The 19,425-nt window shown below is 51.9% G+C and carries 19 protein-coding genes; 10 read left to right on the forward strand and 9 right to left on the reverse strand.

Annotated features, from left to right (window positions below):
* Window positions 1–27 precede the first annotated feature (27 nt).
* A complete protein-coding gene (locus ABD843_RS13405) occupies window positions 28–2,334 on the reverse strand; it encodes a tetratricopeptide repeat protein (RefSeq protein WP_345083995.1) in 2,307 nt (768 codons plus the stop codon).
* A gap of 133 nt (window positions 2,335–2,467) precedes the next feature.
* Between ABD843_RS13405 and frr the strand changes: the two genes are divergently transcribed.
* From frr to pyk, 4 genes are all read left to right on the forward strand, one after another.
* Window positions 2,468–3,031, forward strand: a complete 564-nt coding sequence (frr, locus tag ABD843_RS13410) for a ribosome recycling factor (RefSeq protein ID WP_345083996.1) — start codon at window positions 2,468–2,470, stop codon at window positions 3,029–3,031.
* A 110-nt stretch (window positions 3,032–3,141) separates the two neighbouring features.
* A complete protein-coding gene (locus ABD843_RS13415; RefSeq protein ID WP_345083998.1) occupies window positions 3,142–4,041 on the forward strand; it encodes a sterol desaturase family protein in 900 nt (299 codons plus the stop codon).
* A gap of 133 nt (window positions 4,042–4,174) precedes the next feature.
* On the forward strand, window positions 4,175–4,576 hold the full coding sequence (locus tag ABD843_RS13420) for a DUF7670 domain-containing protein (RefSeq protein WP_345084000.1): 402 nt from the start codon (window positions 4,175–4,177) through the stop codon (window positions 4,574–4,576).
* Window positions 4,577–4,719: 143 nt separating this feature from the next.
* Window positions 4,720–6,144 (forward strand): pyruvate kinase, encoded by a 1,425-nt coding sequence (gene pyk, locus ABD843_RS13425; protein ID WP_345084002.1) that lies wholly within the window; start codon window positions 4,720–4,722, stop codon window positions 6,142–6,144.
* On the opposite strand, the gene ABD843_RS13430 is transcribed toward pyk, so the two are convergent.
* Both ABD843_RS13430 and ABD843_RS13435 read right to left on the reverse strand, forming a co-directional pair.
* Complete coding sequence (locus tag ABD843_RS13430; protein ID WP_345084004.1) at window positions 6,141–6,635, reverse strand: metallophosphoesterase family protein; 495 nt, start codon at window positions 6,633–6,635, stop codon at window positions 6,141–6,143. The genes pyk and ABD843_RS13430 overlap by 4 nt on opposite strands.
* The gene (locus tag ABD843_RS13435; protein WP_345084006.1) at window positions 6,632–7,000 is read right to left on the reverse strand and encodes a winged helix-turn-helix transcriptional regulator; all 369 of its coding nucleotides are present in this window, start codon (window positions 6,998–7,000) and stop codon (window positions 6,632–6,634) included. Before ABD843_RS13435 ends, ABD843_RS13430 begins: the two co-directional genes overlap by 4 nt.
* Window positions 7,001–7,108: 108 nt before the next feature.
* Between ABD843_RS13435 and ABD843_RS13440 the strand changes: the two genes are divergently transcribed.
* From ABD843_RS13440 to ABD843_RS13450, 3 genes are read left to right on the forward strand one after another with little or no spacing between them, the layout of a single operon-like run.
* On the forward strand, window positions 7,109–7,471 hold the full coding sequence (locus ABD843_RS13440; protein ID WP_345084008.1) for a DoxX family protein: 363 nt from the start codon (window positions 7,109–7,111) through the stop codon (window positions 7,469–7,471).
* A gap of 9 nt (window positions 7,472–7,480) precedes the next feature.
* A complete protein-coding gene (locus ABD843_RS13445) occupies window positions 7,481–8,155 on the forward strand; it encodes a TatD family hydrolase (RefSeq protein ID WP_345084009.1) in 675 nt (224 codons plus the stop codon).
* Window positions 8,152–8,892 (forward strand): tRNA threonylcarbamoyladenosine dehydratase, encoded by a 741-nt coding sequence (locus tag ABD843_RS13450; protein WP_345084011.1) that lies wholly within the window; start codon window positions 8,152–8,154, stop codon window positions 8,890–8,892. Before ABD843_RS13445 ends, ABD843_RS13450 begins: the two co-directional genes overlap by 4 nt.
* A gap of 146 nt (window positions 8,893–9,038) precedes the next feature.
* On the opposite strand, the gene ABD843_RS13455 is transcribed toward ABD843_RS13450, so the two are convergent.
* A complete protein-coding gene (locus ABD843_RS13455) occupies window positions 9,039–9,878 on the reverse strand; it encodes a hypothetical protein (protein WP_345084013.1) in 840 nt (279 codons plus the stop codon).
* Between the two features lie 274 nt (window positions 9,879–10,152).
* Between ABD843_RS13455 and ABD843_RS13460 the strand changes: the two genes are divergently transcribed.
* The 3 genes from ABD843_RS13460 to ABD843_RS13470 all read left to right on the forward strand — a co-directional run bounded on the left by ABD843_RS13460 (window position 10,153) and on the right by ABD843_RS13470 (window position 13,404).
* Complete coding sequence (locus ABD843_RS13460; protein ID WP_345084015.1) at window positions 10,153–11,022, forward strand: LysM peptidoglycan-binding domain-containing protein; 870 nt, start codon at window positions 10,153–10,155, stop codon at window positions 11,020–11,022.
* A gap of 69 nt (window positions 11,023–11,091) precedes the next feature.
* On the forward strand, window positions 11,092–12,123 hold the full coding sequence (locus ABD843_RS13465) for a glycosyltransferase family 9 protein (RefSeq protein WP_345084017.1): 1,032 nt from the start codon (window positions 11,092–11,094) through the stop codon (window positions 12,121–12,123).
* 93 nt (window positions 12,124–12,216) lie between these two features.
* Entirely contained in the window at window positions 12,217–13,404 is a 1,188-nt protein-coding gene (locus ABD843_RS13470) for a glycosyltransferase (protein ID WP_345084019.1), read from the forward strand.
* 16 nt (window positions 13,405–13,420) lie between these two features.
* Here ABD843_RS13470 and ABD843_RS13475 read toward each other — a convergent pair whose 3' ends face one another.
* The 5 genes from ABD843_RS13475 to ABD843_RS13495 form a co-directional block, all read right to left on the reverse strand.
* Window positions 13,421–14,779 (reverse strand): NHL domain-containing protein, encoded by a 1,359-nt coding sequence (locus ABD843_RS13475; protein WP_345084020.1) that lies wholly within the window; start codon window positions 14,777–14,779, stop codon window positions 13,421–13,423.
* Between the two features lie 105 nt (window positions 14,780–14,884).
* Window positions 14,885–16,744, reverse strand: a complete 1,860-nt coding sequence (locus ABD843_RS13480) for a beta-N-acetylhexosaminidase (RefSeq protein ID WP_345084022.1) — start codon at window positions 16,742–16,744, stop codon at window positions 14,885–14,887.
* 130 nt (window positions 16,745–16,874) lie between these two features.
* Complete coding sequence (gene def / locus ABD843_RS13485; protein WP_345084024.1) at window positions 16,875–17,453, reverse strand: peptide deformylase; 579 nt, start codon at window positions 17,451–17,453, stop codon at window positions 16,875–16,877.
* A gap of 176 nt (window positions 17,454–17,629) precedes the next feature.
* A complete protein-coding gene (locus ABD843_RS13490; RefSeq protein ID WP_345084026.1) occupies window positions 17,630–18,103 on the reverse strand; it encodes a ribonuclease H-like YkuK family protein in 474 nt (157 codons plus the stop codon).
* A 178-nt stretch (window positions 18,104–18,281) separates the two neighbouring features.
* On the reverse strand, window positions 18,282–19,163 hold the full coding sequence (locus ABD843_RS13495) for a flavin reductase family protein (protein WP_345084028.1): 882 nt from the start codon (window positions 19,161–19,163) through the stop codon (window positions 18,282–18,284).
* Window positions 19,164–19,425 lie beyond the last annotated feature (262 nt).

Raw genomic sequence — 19,425 nt, forward strand, 5'->3', positions numbered from 1 at the left:
TATACTATAGCATACCTGTGCCACACCTTACTTATGCCCCGTTGGCGGCTGTATTCCGTGTAGCATCTGTGTTGCCGCATTTATACCCGCCTGTGCCTGCTGGTTGCCCGGCGATAGCTGCAGCGCCCTTTGGAAGGCCGCCAGCGCCTCTGCCGCCTTATGGTCGGTATAGTATGCTCCGCCCATGTTATACCACAGGTCGGCATTATTGGGATCTACTGCCAGGCCCTTTTTATATACTTCTATCGCCTCGGCATAGCGGCCCAGCTTGCCATACTGCTCCCAGCCCACACGCAGGTAGTGGTCGCATATCAGCTTGTACATGCCCGGCAGCGTGGGATATGTGGGGTACAGCTTCTTCACACTGTTCATGTTCTCCACCGCCTTGTCTATATCGCCCAGCTTATACCACGCTATACCGCGGTTCAGGTATGCCGCCACGAACCTCGGGTGTATGCCCAGCGTATGGTCCAGTATCTTTATCGCATCCTTCAGGTATTTTTCCTTGCCCTCGGGCGTCTTCTCAAAGTCGGCCAGCGTTATGTACGATGCTGCCACGTTCGCGTTCACCAGTACGCTGTTGGGCACTGTCTTTATATCGGTGCCAAAGAGGGTACTGTCGTTCTTCCATGCCTTGTTCCTGTCTATGGTCTTGAAGCTCATCAGGCCCACTACCACCACCAGTACAGAAGCTATGGCAGCATTCGCTGCCGATACCGATCCCAGCCGCTCTGCGCCCTTGCACAGCAGCCATGCCGCCGCTATCACAAAACCCACCGATGAATGGTATATCAGGCGTTCGCCCAGCGTAGCGCCTATATCGAATACCAGGTTGTTGATCATTAGCAGGTGCAGCATATAGAAGGCTATCGCAAAGCACAATATCTCCTTACCGCCCACGGTCACCTTCTGCTGCGATGCAGCCAACGAACGCTTGGGCAGGAATACGAACATGAGTATCAGCAGGCCCAGGTGTACCAGTATAGATAGTGATACCGACCAGTGCGAAAAGTCTTTATACGGTATCTGCGCATAAGAGTAGTCGGCCGATAGCGGGTGCGGGAACACCAGGAATTTCAGGTAATACAGCGACGATGATATCTCTGTAGCCAGTTTCTGTGGCCCTTCGGCGAACAGGTAGGGGTTGTTCAGCACTTCCTGCGCGGCGCTCTCTATCACCGGCGGCAGGCCCGAATACAACACGCTTACCACCGCTGCCGACAGCAGCAGGAAAGGCAGAAATGGCATCATCTTACTCCAGAACACACTTGTGTCGCTCTTATCTGTATTGGCCGGCTTCGCGAACAGGTAAAGCGCTCCCCCACCCAGCACTATGGCCAGCAGCCAGTAGCTCGATATAAGCGTTTTCGACGATTCCGCTATCGCTTCGTTCGTTGCCAGCTCGGGCGATATGGCCCTCAGCCTCACCACCAGGTACACGAATACCATAGTGAAGAAAGGCAGTATCGCCGTCAGGCTCCTGTATACCGAATAGCCCCTGAACACATACAGCGCCATCGGCAGCAGCGCCAGCACCGTTATGGCATATTCCTTCGACAGGAACGCAAGGAAATAGCTGAACAGCGCCACGGCCAGCAGCCACGGCTTGCGCTTGTTGTCCTCGTACTTGAATGCGAATATGAATGTCAGGCACATGAACAGCAGCGACATTATCTCGTCACGGCTCTTTACGTTTGCCACTACCTCGGTATGCACCGGGTGCGCCGTGAACAGCAGCGCGGCCACGAACGCTATGAGCGGGTAGCCCGAGAAAACGATATACCTCAGGAAGTACAGCAGCACCACCACCGACAGCATATACCACAGCACATTGAACACATGGCGCACCTGCATATTATGTATCAGTTGCTTCTGGTCGGGCCCCGAAACACCGTATGATATCTGCTTCTTCAGCACACTATCTACACCTTCTACCGGCACTGCCCCCAGGAATTGCTGCTCTACCGCGAACGATAATATCGATAACGGCCTGAAACGTCCACCCTTCAGCTGGTTGGTAGTGTTCAGTTGCCGGTAATAGCTCTGGTAGGCATCCTCGGTCATTATACCCTTCAGCCCCGCAAAGCCCTCCAGCACGAACTCGTTCTTCACTATCACTATACCATCATCATGCGCGAACTCATGCCTGAACGTATTGCAATAAATAACGAATGCCAGCAACGATAGGATGATGGCCTGCCCCTTGAAACCGAAGAACCAGAACCTGGGGTCCGATACCTTGTATTCCGGTGCTTTTTCTTTCGGCGTCTCTGCTATGGGCTTTTCCGGCTGCCGGGGCGCCGGGGCAGGGGTGGCTTGTTGTTTTTTGGCCATTTTATCTATATGATCCTCAAAAATAAAAATTTTGACCGTGTTCGGCACATTACATTATATACTGTCTCCCCCTTTACCCTCCCCCATAAGTTCCCGAACATTTTTTACATTTGCTGCCTGTAAAGAACACATTATGTCGGAATCTATAGATCAGATAGTAAGTGACGTATCGGCCAATATGAAAAAAGCCATTGCGCACCTCGAAAGCGAGCTCACCAAGATACGCGCCGGAAAGGCCACTCCCCAGGTGGTAGATGGCGTTTATGTAGACTATTACGGCAACCCTACCCCGCTGAACCAGGTGGCCAATGTTACCACCCCCGATGCCCGTACCATATCCATACAGCCATGGGAGCGCAATATGCTGGGCCCCATAGAAAAAGCCATCATAGCTTCCAACATAGGCCTTAATCCACAGAACGATGGCAATTTCATACGCCTCTTCCTGCCGCCGCTCACCGAAGAGCGCCGCAAAGAGCTGGTAAAACGTGTCATGGGCGAGGGCGAGCAGGCCAAGATAGCGGTGCGCAACCTGCGCCGCGATAGCATAGAGCAGGTAAAGAAACTACAGAAGGACGGCCTCAGCGAAGATGTGGCAAAAGACACGGAAGGCAGTATACAGGGCATTACCGACAAATATATAGCCCTCGTAGACCAGCACTGCAAAGACAAGGAAAAAGATATAATGACCGTATAATATCGGCCCATCGCGATAGATAGGCTCTTACAGGTCTTATTTGAATAATATCCAAAACACGGCTCTCTCCACCTCCTCCCCTTGGGGGAGGCCGGGAGTAGCTCCTGCACATGACCGAGCTTCAACAACGGATATACCTGCTGTTCTCCATACCCATCTATGCGGTACTAATACCCATAGAGATATTCCTCAGCAATTTCAGCCACCTGCGGTTCTATACCTGGAAGGAAACAGCCGTCAATATATACCTCAATCTCCTGAACGCAGGCATCGATATGCTGCTGCGGCTGGTGGTCGGTCTCACCTTCCTCACCTTCTTCTACCAGCATAGCCTACCCATACAGTGGCACCCTGTGGTATACTGGGTAGTACTGCTCCTGGGCGAAGACCTCCTCTTCTGGCTCGAACATTTTGTCGATCATCGCTGCCGCCTTTTCTGGGCCGTCCATGTCACCCACCATTCCTCTCAAGAGTACAATCTGTCCACCGGCTTCCGCTCTTCTGTCCTTATGCCGGTATACAAGTATCTCTACTTCATACCGCTGGCAGTGCTCGGCTTCCGCCCTGCCGATATCCTGTTCATGTTCTCCATCACGCAGATATATGGCATACTGGTACACACCCAGTACATCAAAAAGCTGCCCGCGTGGATAGAGTATATCTTCGTCACCCCATCGCACCACCGCGTGCATCACGCCAGCAACATACCCTATCTCGATAAGAACATGGGTATGGTCTTCATCATCTGGGACAGGCTCTTTGGCACCTTTGCGCCAGAGCTGCCCCACGAGAAGCCACACTATGGCATCACCAAGCCTATCGACACCCCCTATCATCCCCTGCATATCGTCACCCATGAATGGCAGGCCCTCGCCCGCGACCTCAGGCGTCCCATGCCCATCCTCACCAAAGTGCGCTACATGCTCAATCCTCCGGGCTGGAGCCACGACGGCAGCACCAAGACCTCTAAACAACTGCAGCAGGAGCTGGAAGCAAATAACAACAACTGACCTGTGTGGCGCCAGATACACCAACATCCCATCACCTCCCCTCGCGGGAGGCCGGGAAGGGCTTTTATTTGACATACGTCAAAAATGCCCTCATATACCCACCATAATATTGCATTACGAACATGCGAATATTATGAACCGACAACTGAAAATGTATCATTGGCTACCCCGCATCATATGCATGGCCGGCATAGCCTTCATCACCACCCTCTCGCTCGACTTTTATACTCCGAACCTGCCGCTCCCACAGCTCATCGGGTCTGCACTCCGGCACCTGTCCTTTTCTATAGCGCTCACCATACTACTGGCCGTGGCCTGGAAGTGGGAGCGCACCGGCGGTATCATATTACTGGCCGTGGGCCTGCTTTTAGCTCCCTTTGTCTATATACTGAATCATGGTCACAACCATTTCTCCATAGTGCAAAGCCTCCTTACAGTACTTATCGTCAACATGCCCTTTGTGCTGGCAGGGGCGCTCTTTTTGCTTAGTTATCACAAAAAACAGCAGGCCCATGCCATAGGCAATTACCAATGAGTTAATTAACATGCCCCTACGGAGTACTTCATTACCTGTATCCGGCTCACTATCATTACCTTTGCACCGCCCTGGCACAGGCGGCTCATAACGTCTCGTCTGTTCCTGCGGGAATATACCCGGGCCTAAATACTACTGACCACATGCTGCACAAGACCAAGATAATAGCTACCGTAGGCCCTGCCTGCAATACTCACGATAAACTACTGGCCCTTGTGAACGAGGGTGTCAATGTCTTCCGCCTCAATTTCTCTCATGGCACCCACGAGCAGCATGCCGAGGTCATAAGGCACATAAAGAGCATCAATAGCGAGTTCCCCTTCAACATAGCCATACTGGCCGACCTGCAAGGTCCCAAGCTGCGTGTAGGCACCATTCGCGATAATGCGCTGGAGCTGAAAAAGGGTCACCAGTTCTTCTTCACCAACGAGAAATGCCTGGGCACCGAAGAGCAGGTATACCTCTCCTACCCCGACCTCCACAACGATGTTCAGGTAGGCGAAAAGATACTGCTGGACGATGGCAAGATAGAGGTACTGGTAAAAGGCATAGACCACGAGGGCAAGCGTGTGCTGGTAGAGGTCACATCGGGCGGTATACTGTCGTCGAACAAGGGCATCAACCTGCCTGACACCAACATATCCCTGCCTTCGCTCTCAGAGAAAGACCTCAACGATCTGGACTTCATCATAGCACAGGGTATAGACTGGGTGGCGCTCTCCTTTGTGCGCAAGCCCGAAGATGTGGTGCAGCTGCGCCAGATAATACGAAGCAAGGACAGCAGTGCCAAGATAATATCGAAGATAGAGAAGCCCGAGGCCCTGAAACACCTGCGAGAGATAATACTGGCATCCGATGCTGTGATGGTAGCGCGTGGCGACCTGGGCGTAGAGCTGCCGCTGGAGCAGATACCCATGATACAGAAGAACATCGTGCGCAAATGCATACACCGCGCCAAGCCGGTGATAATAGCCACGCAGATGATGGAAAGCATGATAGACCGCCCACGCCCCAACCGCAGCGAGATAACCGATGTGGCCAATGCCGTGATGGAAGGCGCCGATGCCGTGATGCTTAGCGGCGAGACCGCTATGGGCCAGTACCCCGAGATGGTGGTACGCACCATGGTCAGCATCATCAACGAGGTAGAGAAAGAAGAGACCGTATACAACAAGAACCTCACACCGCAGCCCCACTCGCCATCCTTCCTCAGCGATGCGCTCTGCTACAATGCCTGCAAGATATCGGAAGACATAAAGGCCAATGCCCTCATCGGTATGACACAGTCGGGCTACACGGGTTTCATGCTGTCCAGCTTCAGGCCGCGCTCCCCGCTTTTCATCTTCACCAAGACACATACCCTCATCAACCAGCTAAGCCTTAGCTGGGGCGTGCAGGCATTCTATTACGACAAGGAAGAAAGCCTCGACGACATCATAGCCGACCAGCACAACATACTGAAAGAAAAAGGCCTCCTCAAGGCAGGCGATGTGGTGGTGAACACAGGCAGCGCGCCTGTGCGTGAGCATCTCTCCACCAATATGCTAAAGATAACCCGCATACTTTAGCGAGGGCCCAGTTCTACCACCTCGCACTGGCGCATATCCTTACCGTCTATCACGAACCGGATAAGGGTACGCACCTTGTGCCAGCCATGTTTGCCCGCTGCACCCGGGTTCATATGCAGGCACCTTAGCTTGTCGTCATACATCACCTTCAGTATGTGCGAGTGCCCGCTTATGAATAGCTGTGCAGGCCCGCTCGCAAGCGCTGCCTTCGCAGCGGCAGTATACCTGCCCGGGTAGCCTCCTATATGCATCATCAGCACTTCTACCCCCTCGCACACAAAGCGCAGTTGCTCCGGATAGGTGCTGCGTATATCGTAGCCGTCTATATTGCCGTATACACCGCGCAGCGGCCTGAAGGCCGCCAGCCTGTCGGCCACTGCAGCCGTACCGAAGTCGCCCGCATGCCATACCTCATCGCACTGTTCAAAGTGGCGGAACACGGCATCATCCAGGAAGTCGTGCGTGTCCGATATCAGGCCTATGCGCCTCATGCGGGTTGTTTGGTCTTACTCATTACGCGCTTGCGGTGCTGCTCGCCCCACTTGCCCAGCGATGCTATCACATCCTTCAGCGAGTCGGCATACGGCGTCAGCTCATACATCACCGATACGGGAGTAGAGTCATACACGGTACGTTTCACAAGGTATTGCATCTCCAGCTCGCGCAGCTCTTTCGATAGCATCTTGGGTGTTATCCCTATCTGCCTGTGCAGTTCCTTGAACCGGTAGTTCCCGAACGAGAGCGCCATGATGATGGGTATCTTCCATTTACCGCTCAGCACATCCAGCGCATCGCGCACCGGCAGCAGTTTTCCCGAACATTCTTTGGGGTCGTGGCAATCTATTTCACCTTTCATATCTCTATACTGTTGTATGTAACTATACCAAAGGAAACCAGTATACAGTTGTATAGTGGTATACTTTGTATAGCAAATATACAGGAGTTTTGCCAAAAAATGAACAAAATGAAAAAGAACAAGATCATTTTCTGGACACTCACCGGCCTGATGGCAGGCCTCATGACCATGAGCGCATCCATGTACTTCACCATGGCCCCGCAGATAACCTCGGGCTTCAAGACCCTGGGCTATCCCGTATATTTCATTTACCTGCTGGGTACTGCCAAGATACTTGCGGCCATAGGGCTGCTGCAGCCATTCTCGCCACGCCTGCGCGAGTGGGCCTATGCAGGTCTCACATTCACCTTGCTGGGCGCGGCCATATCGCACATGGCCACTGCTACGCCCTTTATAGGGCCACTCATATTCCTGGGCATACTCGCCCTGTCCTGGGTGTTCAACAACAAGCTGAAAAAAGCCACGGCCTAACATCTGCTTATGCCATGTACTTTTGTACAGCATATGGCTACCTACTACGACATACATACGCACAACACCGCTGCTCGTACAGGTACGCTCAGTATAGTGGCCCTGTATGAGCAGTTCTCATCTGCCTATGGCTACCCTGCGTGCAGCATAGGGCTGCACCCATGGTACCTGCAAGACCATGAGGCCGGTATGAGGGAATTAGAGCAGTATGCCTCATCGCCCAATGTACTGGCCATAGGCGAATGTGGTATGGATAAGGTATGCGATACCGACCTGCAGTTACAGGCGCGTGTATTCGAGCAACAGGTGGCACTGGCACAGCGCATAGGCAAACCATTGGTGATACACTGCGTACGCGCATACGATGAAGTATTGGCTATACTGTCCCGGGAACGCGTCACGGTCCCTGTCATCTTCCATGGGTTCAATAAAAAGAAGAGTATAGCTGATATACTCGTGAGCAAAGGCTATTACCTATCCTTCGGCTCTGCCCTGCTAAAGGAGGGCACGCCTGCAATAGAGGTCTTGCGGGAGATACCTGCCGAAAAATTCTTCCTGGAGACCGATAGCTCCGGCCTATCTATAGCAGATATATACGCAAAGGCCACAGAAATAAGGAAAACCACCGAAGATGCCATTATTTTGCAGCTAACGGAAAATTTCAAGACCGTGTTCAACAGATGATGACCGATACCAAATGGCTTTCGCGTACAGAACTACTGATAGGTAAGGAAAAGCTGAACAGGCTCATGGGCGCACATGTACTGGTGGTAGGCATGGGTGGTGTTGGCTCTTTTGCGGCCGAATTCATATGCCGCTCGGGCATAGGAGAAATGACCATCATAGATGGCGATGTGGTAGACCCCAGCAACCGCAACCGCCAGTTGCCGGCACTGGCCACTACCCATGGTATGAGCAAGGCCGAGCTGATGGGCGAACGCCTGCTGCAGATAAACCCTGAGCTACGGCTGAACGTGATAAAAGAGTTCGTGCGGCCCGAACGTGTAGAGGATATGCTCTCTGGCAGGCCGCACTATGTGGTAGATGCCATAGATAGCATCACACCAAAGCTCACGTTCATAAAGGCGGCACACAGCGCCGGGCTGCGTATAGTGAGCTCTATGGGCGCAGGCGCCAAGCTGGACCCCACCCGCCTGCAGGTGACAGATATTTCCAAGACCTACAATTGCCCCTTTGCGCAGCAGATACGCAAACAGCTGCGCGACTATGGCATACGCAAAGGCATAAAGGTGGTGTTCTCGCCCGAAGAACCTATAAAAGAGTCGCTGATGCTTACAGATGGCTCCAACTTCAAGAAGTCGGCATATGGCACTATCTCCTATTTGCCTGCCACTTTCGGTGCCGTATTATCCTCGGTCGTCATTCGCGATCTCATGGAGGGCACACCCACATCAGCATAAAACCTCGGACTACCTTGCAGATCTGAGATCGTGAAAAATACGGTCAGAGCCCATCACCTTCCCTTGGGGGAGGCTGGGAGGGGCTATAAAGGGAGCGGGTCATTTCATATGAAATGACCCGCTCCCTTTATGTGTATATCTTAAGATCAGTAAGTAAGTGTCAGCTGGTATACATGCACACCTATATTCAGTTGTGCAGCATCGTCGCAGCTACCGGAGCCATAGTTCAGCACACGGTTGCCGGTATAGCCGGTCACATTCACCACACCCGACTGTGCGAAGTTGCACGATGTAGTGAACTGCAGCGGGGTAGCTATGTTGAAATTGAACACATGCCCGTTTGGACGTGTAAGCGTGGCCATACCCGATATGGAATAGAAATCATCGCCACGGTCGTTGGTGGTAGCGCCGCCTACCCACCTGCGCAGCAGGTTGCCCGACCATACTATGTACTGGCTCTTCAGCGGATCGGGACTCATGTTCAACGAGTCGTTCACCTGTATCTTATAGTACCAGTTGCCGGTCACTGTAGTATCTACGCGCGTGGTCTTCACCCAGCCGGTCATCTGGTTGCCGTCCAGGTAGTAATTGTTGTATGTTATGGTATGTACCTGGTTGGTATCCAGGTATCTGCCATTATAGCGCACTATTATAGAGCCACGGCGTTTGCGGCCATCAGCACATTCGCAGTCCACATCGCCGAACCTCACTATGAGCGTATGCGGCGTATTGATGGTATCTACCGCTACCGTAGCGCAGGTGCTGGTAGACTTGCGTATATACTCGGCATTGTACAGTATACCTGCCTGGTCGGCAAGCGATATCACGTCATTGTTGGCAAATTCTATCCTCGATGCATCAGAGGCATACCCTATCCTGTCATCATCATTGGCAAGATAATTATCGTCATTAGTGTTCCTCTTGCCGCAAGAAGAGAACAACAGTGCAGACAAAGCGAACAATGAGAGATATTTACTGAATTTCATGCAATGCATAAGTGCCATATTTAGTGTTGTGCCTTCTCAGGTTAGTTAAATGAATACCAAATTTCACGCTAATATACACGATAGTGACAGATATTGCATAAAAACCGCCCAATTATCGGCTATTTTTGCAGAAACTACATCGCCGAACACACCGATCGCATTTGCATATCCATTCCTTTTTGCGGGCAGGGCTATTCAGCAGGCACTCCATTTAAGCCCAAAGGTTGGCTGTGGCAAGATATTTGTGTATATTTCGGATAAATTCAAAGACCGTATGAGGAGGTTTTTATTAGCAATTTTATTATTCGTGCCGTTCTCGGGGCTTCTCGCCCAGGAGACCGACAGCCTCTTCGCAGTGAAAAAAGAAGGGAACTGGGAAATAAAATACACCGTAAAGGCCCGGGAGAACGCCCGCATGCTTTCAAAGCGTTTCTATGTACCCGAGGGCCAAATGGAATATGCCAATGATGAAGGCACAATGAAAAAGCTTACCGAGGGCGCCACAGTATACATACCCGTGCTGAAGGAGAACTACTATGTGACCAGACCCGGCAAATTCAGCGGCAAGCATACCCGCGAACTATATTACAGGGCCAATTCCAAAGACGAGATAGCCGTACTGAGCAATTCCTGCGGTGTCACCAAGACCGAGTTCCGCGATTGGAACGCCCTGAAAGGCAATACCCTGAAGGCCGGACAGATACTCTTCATAGGCTGGGTACGCATGGTAGTGAAAGACTCTACCGAGCCTGCTACCCTTGCTGCCTACCCTGCCCCACCCAAAAAGGTGGTGGTAGATACCAGCAACACTCCTCCCGTACCCGGTGGCCTGGATAGTATATATAACCGCCAGACCAATAACGGCCTGAACGTACTCACCGAAAAGGGCACAGCGGCCTTCTTCGAAAAACCGGGCAAGAACACTATGTACTATGCCTTCCACAACGAGGCGGCCAGGGGCAGCATCATAAAAGTGTACAATCCCGGTACAGGCAAGAGCACCTATGTAAAGGTACTGGGCCCTCTGCCCGATACCAAGCTGTATGCCAACTGCATCATAGGCATCAGCGAGGGCGCTAAAGAGGCGCTGGGTATCAACAACGATACCAAGGCATGGTGCGAACTATCCTATGCCGCCGACTAATAGGTGCCGGCTACCGATCTGGCACCATTATTGTACTTTTTATAAAAAAATATATCCTTTCCTCTTCCTATGAAGGTGCTGGTAATAAGATTTTCATCCATAGGCGATATCGTGCTCACCACACCCGTGCTGCGATGCCTGAAGGAGCAGCTGGCACATGCCGAGGTGCATTATCTTACCAAGCTCACCTTCAGCCCCATACTCATGCACAACCCACACATAGACAAGCTGTGGTACCTGCATTCCGACCTGGCGCCTGTAATAGAGGAATTGAAAAAAGAAAAGTTCGACTGCATCATAGACCTGCACCACAACCTGCGCACCATGCAGGTAAAACGTGCGCTGAAGGTGAAGAAATGCTACTCGTTCCCCAAGCTGAACATACAGAAATGGCTCCTTACCAACCTGAAGATAGACCTGATGCCCGATAAAAGCATTGTGGACAGGTATATGGAAACAGTAAAGCCGCTGCGTGTGGCCAACGATGGCAAGGGACTCGATCACTTTCTGCCGCCACAGAAACAACTGGGCAACAAAGATATACCCATGAGCCACTGGGGCGGCTATGTGGGCTGCGTGATAGGTGGCTCTATGAATACCAAAAAGCTGCCTGTGGACAAATGGAAGGAGTTCTGCAGGCTATCGCCATACCCTATAATGCTGCTGGGCGGCCCCGAAGATATGTATGAGGGTGGCAAAATAGCCGAGATGGACCCCGTGAAGATCTACAACTCCTGCGGCAAGTTCAACCTCAGCGAATCGGCCGAACTGGTGAAGATGGCCCGTGTAGTGGTAAGCAACGATACAGGCCTCATGCATATAGCTGCCGCATACAAAAAACCTATCATATCCCTTTGGGGCAATACTTCGCCCGAAATGGGTATGTTCCCCTATTATGGCCACAACAACCTGAAAGAGCGCATAGCGCCCGAGCTGACCATAATGGAAAATAAGGCCCTGCGCTGCCACCCCTGCAGCAAGATAGGCTACGATAAATGTCCGAAAGGCCATTTCAAGTGCATGAACGAGCTGGATATGACCCAGGTGGCCGATCGTGTCCGGTCGTCATGGAACGCTACAGCAAAGAAACTGGTCTTTTAGCCGGCAATGTGCGTAAGATGTGTGTGTGACCACAAAATTAAAACAGGCGTTCTCCATTAGTTGTTAATTTAGAGCGCGAAAAACAGAACCGTATTGAAGATACTCTTCCTAGCCAACCGTGTGCCTTATCCCCCTTACCGGGGCGATAAGCTGAAGATATACAACCTTGCCAAGAGGTTGTGTAGCAGGCACGAGTTGCACCTGCTCACATTCGCGCAGACGGAGGACGACCTTTCCTATACCGCCGAGCTGGAAAAGCTCTTCAAAAAAGTACACATCATTTACCTGCCCAAGTGGCGCTCTATACTCAACTGCGTATCGGGCCTGTGGAGCGATGTGCCGCTGCAACTGCTCTATTTCCACTCTGCAGAGCTGCAGCAGAAGCTCAACGAGATGATAAGCGAGCACAGGTACGATGCCGTGCATGTGCAGCACCTGCGCATGTCGCCATACCTGGCCGCCCGCAAGGATATACCGCGCATACTCGATCTGCCCGATGCGTTCTCGCTCTATTGGGAGCGCCGCAAGAATGTAAAGCGCAGCCTTGCCGTCACCCTCTTCGAGAACATGGAGCAGAAACGTGTACTGAAGTACGAAAAAGTGCTGAAGGACTACGATATGTCGCTGGTATGCTCTGCCGAAGACCTGGAATACCTGGAACATCACCACCATACAGGCAACCTGCGCCTGCTGCCCAATGGTGTGGATATGACCACGTTCTCTCCCCGCCACCACGACTATGCGCAGAACGATACACTGCTTTTCACCGGCAATATGGACTATGAGCCCAATGTAGATGCCGTCATATATTTCACCCACTCCGTACTACCCCTCATACGCCGGAAACACCCGCATGTGAAGCTCATCATAGCCGGGCAGCGCCCGGTACCCAAAGTGCAGGAACTGGCCAATGATCATGTGCAAGTGACAGGCTTTGTGAAAGACCTTGCCGATACCTACAATGCGGCATCGGTGGTAGTGGCGCCACTGCGCTTTGGCGCCGGTACGCAGAACAAGGTACTGGAGGCTATGGCCATGGGTATACCTGTGGTATGCTCTAACATAGGCTTTGCAGGGCTGGGCATAAAGAGTGGCGAAGGCGCTATAATGCAGACAGATACTGCTGCGTTCGCAGATACCGTGATACAACTGCTGTCGTCAGAAGAGATGCGCCGCAAGACAGGTCAGGCAGGCGCAGAGGTCATAAGGACCCGCTTCGACTGGGATATCATAGCCGGCACACTAGAGCGCTACCTGCAAGAGGTAGCCGCCCGCAAGTGATCATTTTCTTTCTTGTTTATTTTCCTTCTATTACCAGCTTTTGTACATACCTGCTGCCATTGGCGTGCAGCACCACTGTGTATATACCGCCCGGCAGGGCCGCAGTGCTTACTGCATGGGTAGCAGGTGCAGCGGCCATGTGTTGCGAGGCTACTACCCTGCCTGTCATATCGCATATGGTCACATCAGCAGCGTCTTTTATTCCATATACTGCCAGGTATACTTCGCTCTGTGCGGGGTTGGGATATATAGAGAAACCGGAAACTGGCACCACTGCGGCCACACCACCCGGTTCGTTGGTCAGCTTGCGTATCACATGGTTGCCCTGGTCTACTATGTATATACGGCCCCAGCCATCTACGAATACCGCCTTTGGCGAATTGAGCTTTGCATTCACGGCCAGGCCGCCATCACCTGCATAACCATTGGTAGAGGTACCGGCCACATTGCTGATGATGCCCGCGCCATTCACCATGCGCACATTATTATTGCCCTGGTCGGTAAGGTACAGGTTACCCGTTACATCCAGCGACACACTGGAAGGATACCTGAGAGAAGCTGCCGTCGCAGGGCCGCCATTGCCGCTATTGCCGGCAGCACCTGTACCCACTATGGTAGCTATAGTGCCCGTAGAGGCCGTTACCTTACGGATGCGGTTATTAAAAAGGTCTGCTACATATATATTGCCTGCTGCATCTACAGCTATACCTGCCGGGGTAGAAAGCTGGGCATTGGTGGCAGCACCGCCGTCGCCGCTATTGCCCTGTATGCCGGTACCGGCCACAGTGCTCATTATGCGGTCGCCCGCGCTCACCTTGCGTATCACATGGTTGCCCGCCTCCGATATGTACATATTGCCCACTGCATCTATAGCTATGCTCTGCGGCAGTTTCAAAGATCCCAGGTGTGCGGTATCGCCATCGCCGGCATAGCCTGCTATACCATTGCCTGCATAGTTCTTTATGAAGCCCGATACATTCACTACCCGCACCAGGTGGTTGCCGTTATCTGCTATGTATACATTACCCGCAGCATCGGTGGCTATAGCCACAGGGCTGTTCAGTTTTGCCAGCGTTGCTGCGCCGCCATTACCGCTATAGCCGCTTACCCCCGTACCTGCAAAAGTGCTTATGATACCGGTCGCATCTATCTTTCGCACTACATTGTTGCCCGCATCGGCTATGTATATGTTACCGGCGCCATCTACTGCCATTCCGGCCGGTGTGTTCAGCCTGGCCATAGCAGCAGGGCCGCCATCGCCTGCATAGCCCTGCCCTGTGCCGGTAAAAGTGGTGATGTATTGCGCACCTGCCGGTGATACACGAACGAGGGCGATAAGTACCAGAAAGAGTATAGAGTAGCGTTTCTTATTCATAAGCAAGACAGTAGAGATCTGAACCATAAAGATATATATATTGTTTCAAAACAAAAGGCAGACCGGAAGAACGGCCTGCCTTTTTTATACGCTATAGCAGCGCTATCATTTACTTTCCATTCTTATAGTGGTGGGTATGCTCCTTTTACCCGATGCCGCTACCACTATACTTTTGAAAACTATATTGCCTCCATCAGGTACAGTAAAATCTATGGGAGCAGAATATACCAGGTCGTTCTCTGTAGGCTCTGCACCGTCTATGGTATAATGGATCTTAGCCCCCTCTACCGATGGCTGCAGCTCTATCCTGAACTTGTCGCCGCTCATCACCGTATCGGTAGCGCCTATGGCCACAGGTACGCGGTAGTTATACCCGGCCTTGTCTATCATGGCCAGGTGGTGTGGCAGGCGCTGCTCTGCAAAGTTCCTGTAGTCCCTTATCTGCACCGGTGTCCAGTTCACCTCGCTCATGGCCATCATACGCGGCAGCAGCATATACTCGGCCTTGCCCGGTGTAGCTATGTATTCTGTCCACAGGTTGGCTTGTACGCCCAGTACATGCTTTTGTTGCTCCTTGTTCAGCACCTCGGGCACGGGGTTGTAGTTATAGGTCTTTTCCAGTGGTGCGAAACCGCCTATGCTCAGTGGTTCCATGGCCGACTTGCTCTGCGCATGATCGAAGTACATGCCACCGCTGCCGGGTGTCATTATCACATCATGGCCCAATTGCGATGCGGCTATACCACCCTTGTCTCCGCGCCAGCTCATCACTACAGCGCCGGGCGCCAGGCCGCCTTCCAGTATCTCGTCCCAGCCTATTATCTCGCGGCCCTGCGAGTGTACATACTTGGCCAGCTTAGCTATGAAGTAGCTCTGCAGCCCTTCTTCGTTCATCAGCTTCTGCTCGGCTATCAGGTCGCGGCAGAACTGCGAACGCTTCCATGCTACCTTGTTGCACTCATCGCCGCCTATGTGTATGTACTTCGAGGGGAACATATCCATCACCTCGTTCAGTACATCGTACAGCACCTTGAAGGTCTCTTCGGTAGGGCATAGGAAATCGTCATAAGAGCCCCACTTCTCACCTACTTTATAGGTCTTTGCAGGGTCGCAGCTCAGTTCGGGGTAGGCTGCCAGCATGGCCAGCGTATGGGCGGGCATGTCTATCTCGGGCACTACGTTTATATACCTGGCGCTGGCATAGCTCACTATCTCGTTCACCTGCTCCTGTGTATAGAAACCACCATGGGGCATATTGTCGAACACGCCTGTGGCCGTAGGCCCCGATTCGCGGCCTACGCGTGTCTGCGCACGCTTGCTGCCTACTTCTGTCAGCTTGGGGTATTTCTTTATCTCCACACGCCAGCCCTGGTCGTCCGACAGATGCCAGTGAAAATTGTTCAGCTTGTACATGGCCATCAGGTCTATGTACTTCTTTATAAAGTCCACATCAAAGAAATGGCGCGACACATCCAGGTGCATGCCCCTGTAGCCAAAACGCGGAAAGTCCCTTATAGCAGCACATGGTATGGTAGCGTATCCCTGCGAGCCGGGCTTTATCATCTGCATCAGGGTCTGTATGCCGTAGAACATGCCTGCACCATGGCCCTTTATCTCCACGCCATCTTCGGTTATGCGTAGTTCATAACCCTCGGGGCGTATATCATCGGTAAAGGTCATGTTCAGTATCACCGTATTCTTCAGCGACATCTTTTTCTTGTCCACCGTCTGCATATCGGTCATGGCTGTGGCCAGGCCCATCTTGCGCATATAGTCGGCAAAGAACTTTACTGCCTTGTGGTTGGGCGAGTCTACCAGCACTATCGTCTCCGGTGTGAACTTGAATTCACCCTTACCTTTCGTCACCGATACGGGCGCAGGTATTATACCCATATTAGGGTCGCTTTTCTGTGCAAATACCCCCATGGGCATTGCCAGCATTGCTATCAGTATCGCTTTTTTCATCGTTCTGTTTTTTTTAGATAGGCACCCGGGTATACTTCATATGGTGGTGAAATATAGTCAATTATCAACAAAGCAGGCCAATTGCCTGCAATGTGTTACATATCTGCGATGCCCATGCGGCTATCTGCAGCTATTTATTGAAGATCATCCTGTATTCGGTCGATATCTTTCCTCTCGATATGTCGTCCAGCTTCTTCTTCAGCAGCCTTTTCTTCAGCGGCGACAGGTAATCTATGAACAGTTTACCTTCTATATGGTCGTACTCGTGCTGTATCACACGCGCTGTGATGCCATGGAATTCCGCCTCATGCTCCCGGAACTGTTCGTCCAGGTACTTTATGCGTATGTTGCTGTTGCGCTGTATATCCTCGCGCACTTTGGGTATGCTCAGGCAGCCTTCATTGTAGGGCCACATCTTGCCGGTCTCTTCCAGCATCTGCGCATTTATGAATACCTGCTTTATGGCCTTCTCATTAGGGTACTTTGCCTTGTCCTCATCGTCAAAATCCTTCACTATCTGGTCTGTGTCCACTATAAAGAGACGAATGGGCTTGTTTATCTGCGGGGCGGCAAGGCCTACACCATTGCTGTTGTAGAGCGTGTCCCACATATCGGCTATCAGTTTTTCCAGGCCGGGGTAGGCAGGCGTTATGTCCTCACCTACTTTACGCAATACAGGGCTACCATAGGCCACTACGGGTAATATCATCTATTTTTTCTTGTAATGAGGGGCAAAGTTACGGTTTTGCGCTGTAAGTGGCGCTGCTGGCCGGTATGGCCTTGGAGAAGGGGAAAGAAGCAGCAGAGGGGATATTGGGGGTTAGGTATCCTGTACGGGCCAAAGTATGGTCCCGTCGGCAGGGCGGCAGTGTGGGGGTGCGCCTGTCAGTTCACTATCTTATCGGCGCAGCAACTGCTGGCAAAGGCGTCGGGCTTTGCCTTAAAGGCATAACCCATGCCCAGTATATAGCCCATGGCCTCGCGCAGGGCCTCATTGCTTTTGAACTGGGGATTGGTGTTGATATCGGCATGTACCTCCATGTCCACATCATATTTGTTGAACAGGTCGCATAGCTCATAGGCTATCTCTATGCTCTTGGCCACCTCCAGCAGCATACGTTCTTTTATGCTGTACTGCTGCGTGGTCTTCTCATGGCTCAGGAACATGAAGCCGCCATGCTTCTCGCGCAGGAACACGATGACCGTAGCGAATTCCGTTTCTGCACCATGTACCTGCGAATCTGTACCGATACATACCTTTAGCTTGTAGCCCGCGCCTGTCTCTCTCAATATCGCCTCCTCTACTGCCGATTTTACGGGCATCCGTAGCGGTTCCCCGCTGAATTTTCTCCAAAGCATTTCATGCTGGTTTTAGTTATACTAAAGTTACCAACAATAATATTGCCAAAATATTATCTGCATTTTATGGCAATATGAAATACACACTTTATTAACATACCTAATGTGGGATATGCACACAAAAAGAGGGAATATCTACCGATACTCCCTCTTGCGCACACTTTATGCAATTTTGTTGTTATTTGTTCACCGATAGCAATGCCTGCCATGCCCTGGCGGCATCTCCCGCATCCAGCAGCCCTTTGGCATACCTGTGCAGGCCTTCCACACGGGCTGCCTCATCGTTCTTGTACATATCGTTCAGCGAGTTTATCCGCTTGTCGTTCAGCTGCTCTTGCGCAGGTATGGCCGTGCTATTGCCTAGTATGCCCAGGTCGTTACCTGTCAGTACCTTGCTGTTGCGCACATGTTCCGGCAGCGCATCTATGCCTATACCCAGCGCGGTATTGGGCTTTGCCACATCAAAAACGGCATTGCCCGATGCCCTGCAATAGTGGTCGCCTCCCATACGCGCCACCAGGTCTATCTTGTGTGGGTCTATATTGCCCTCGGCATTCAGTACGCTGTCGTCCACATGCATGCACAGCACCTCGCATATCACCAGGTTACCGGCTCCGCCCTCGGTGCCGGTAGGGGTCACACTCAGCACCCGGCACTCCAGTTGCACCGGCGACTCCTTTACCCTGAAGGGGCGCACTATCTGTGAGGGTATGGCCGTGAAGCCTGCCTTTTCAAATTCGTTCACTCCCCTGGGGTACTCGCAACTGGCCAGGTTGGTCTGCTGCACCATGCTGTAGTTCACTACGTTTATCACCACTTCCTCGGTCACCATTATGTTCTCCAGCGTATGCTTTATGGTATTGTCGCGCACGCGGCGGGCCGGCGAGAAGATGAGTATGGGCGGCTTGGCGCCAAAAACGTTAAAAAAGCTGAACGGAGAAAGGTTGGGAGTACCGTCGGCATCTATGGTGCTGGCAAAACAAATGGGCCTTGGGGCCACTGCGCCCAGCAGTAGGCTATGCAGTCGTGCGGTCTTCACTTCTCCCGGTATCACTATCATGGTATATACTGTTTTTATTGTGCCCACGCTATGCGGGAACGTAAATATAGTGCATAACTCATTGATGCGCATGGCAACACGCTACCGCATTCTACATAAAAGCAAAAGACCATACAAAACACTATTTTGATCGATAGTTATTCTTTAATGCGCACACACACATTTATTTCTATCGTACCCATACTTTTTCTACTTTTTTACCGTCTTTTACTACGAAATACATTAAATTTACTTTTTAAGAATAACACCTCTAAATGAAGAA

Source organism: Nemorincola caseinilytica, assembly GCF_039540515.1.
In the GTDB taxonomy this organism is placed as follows: domain Bacteria; phylum Bacteroidota; class Bacteroidia; order Chitinophagales; family Chitinophagaceae; genus Nemorincola; species Nemorincola caseinilytica.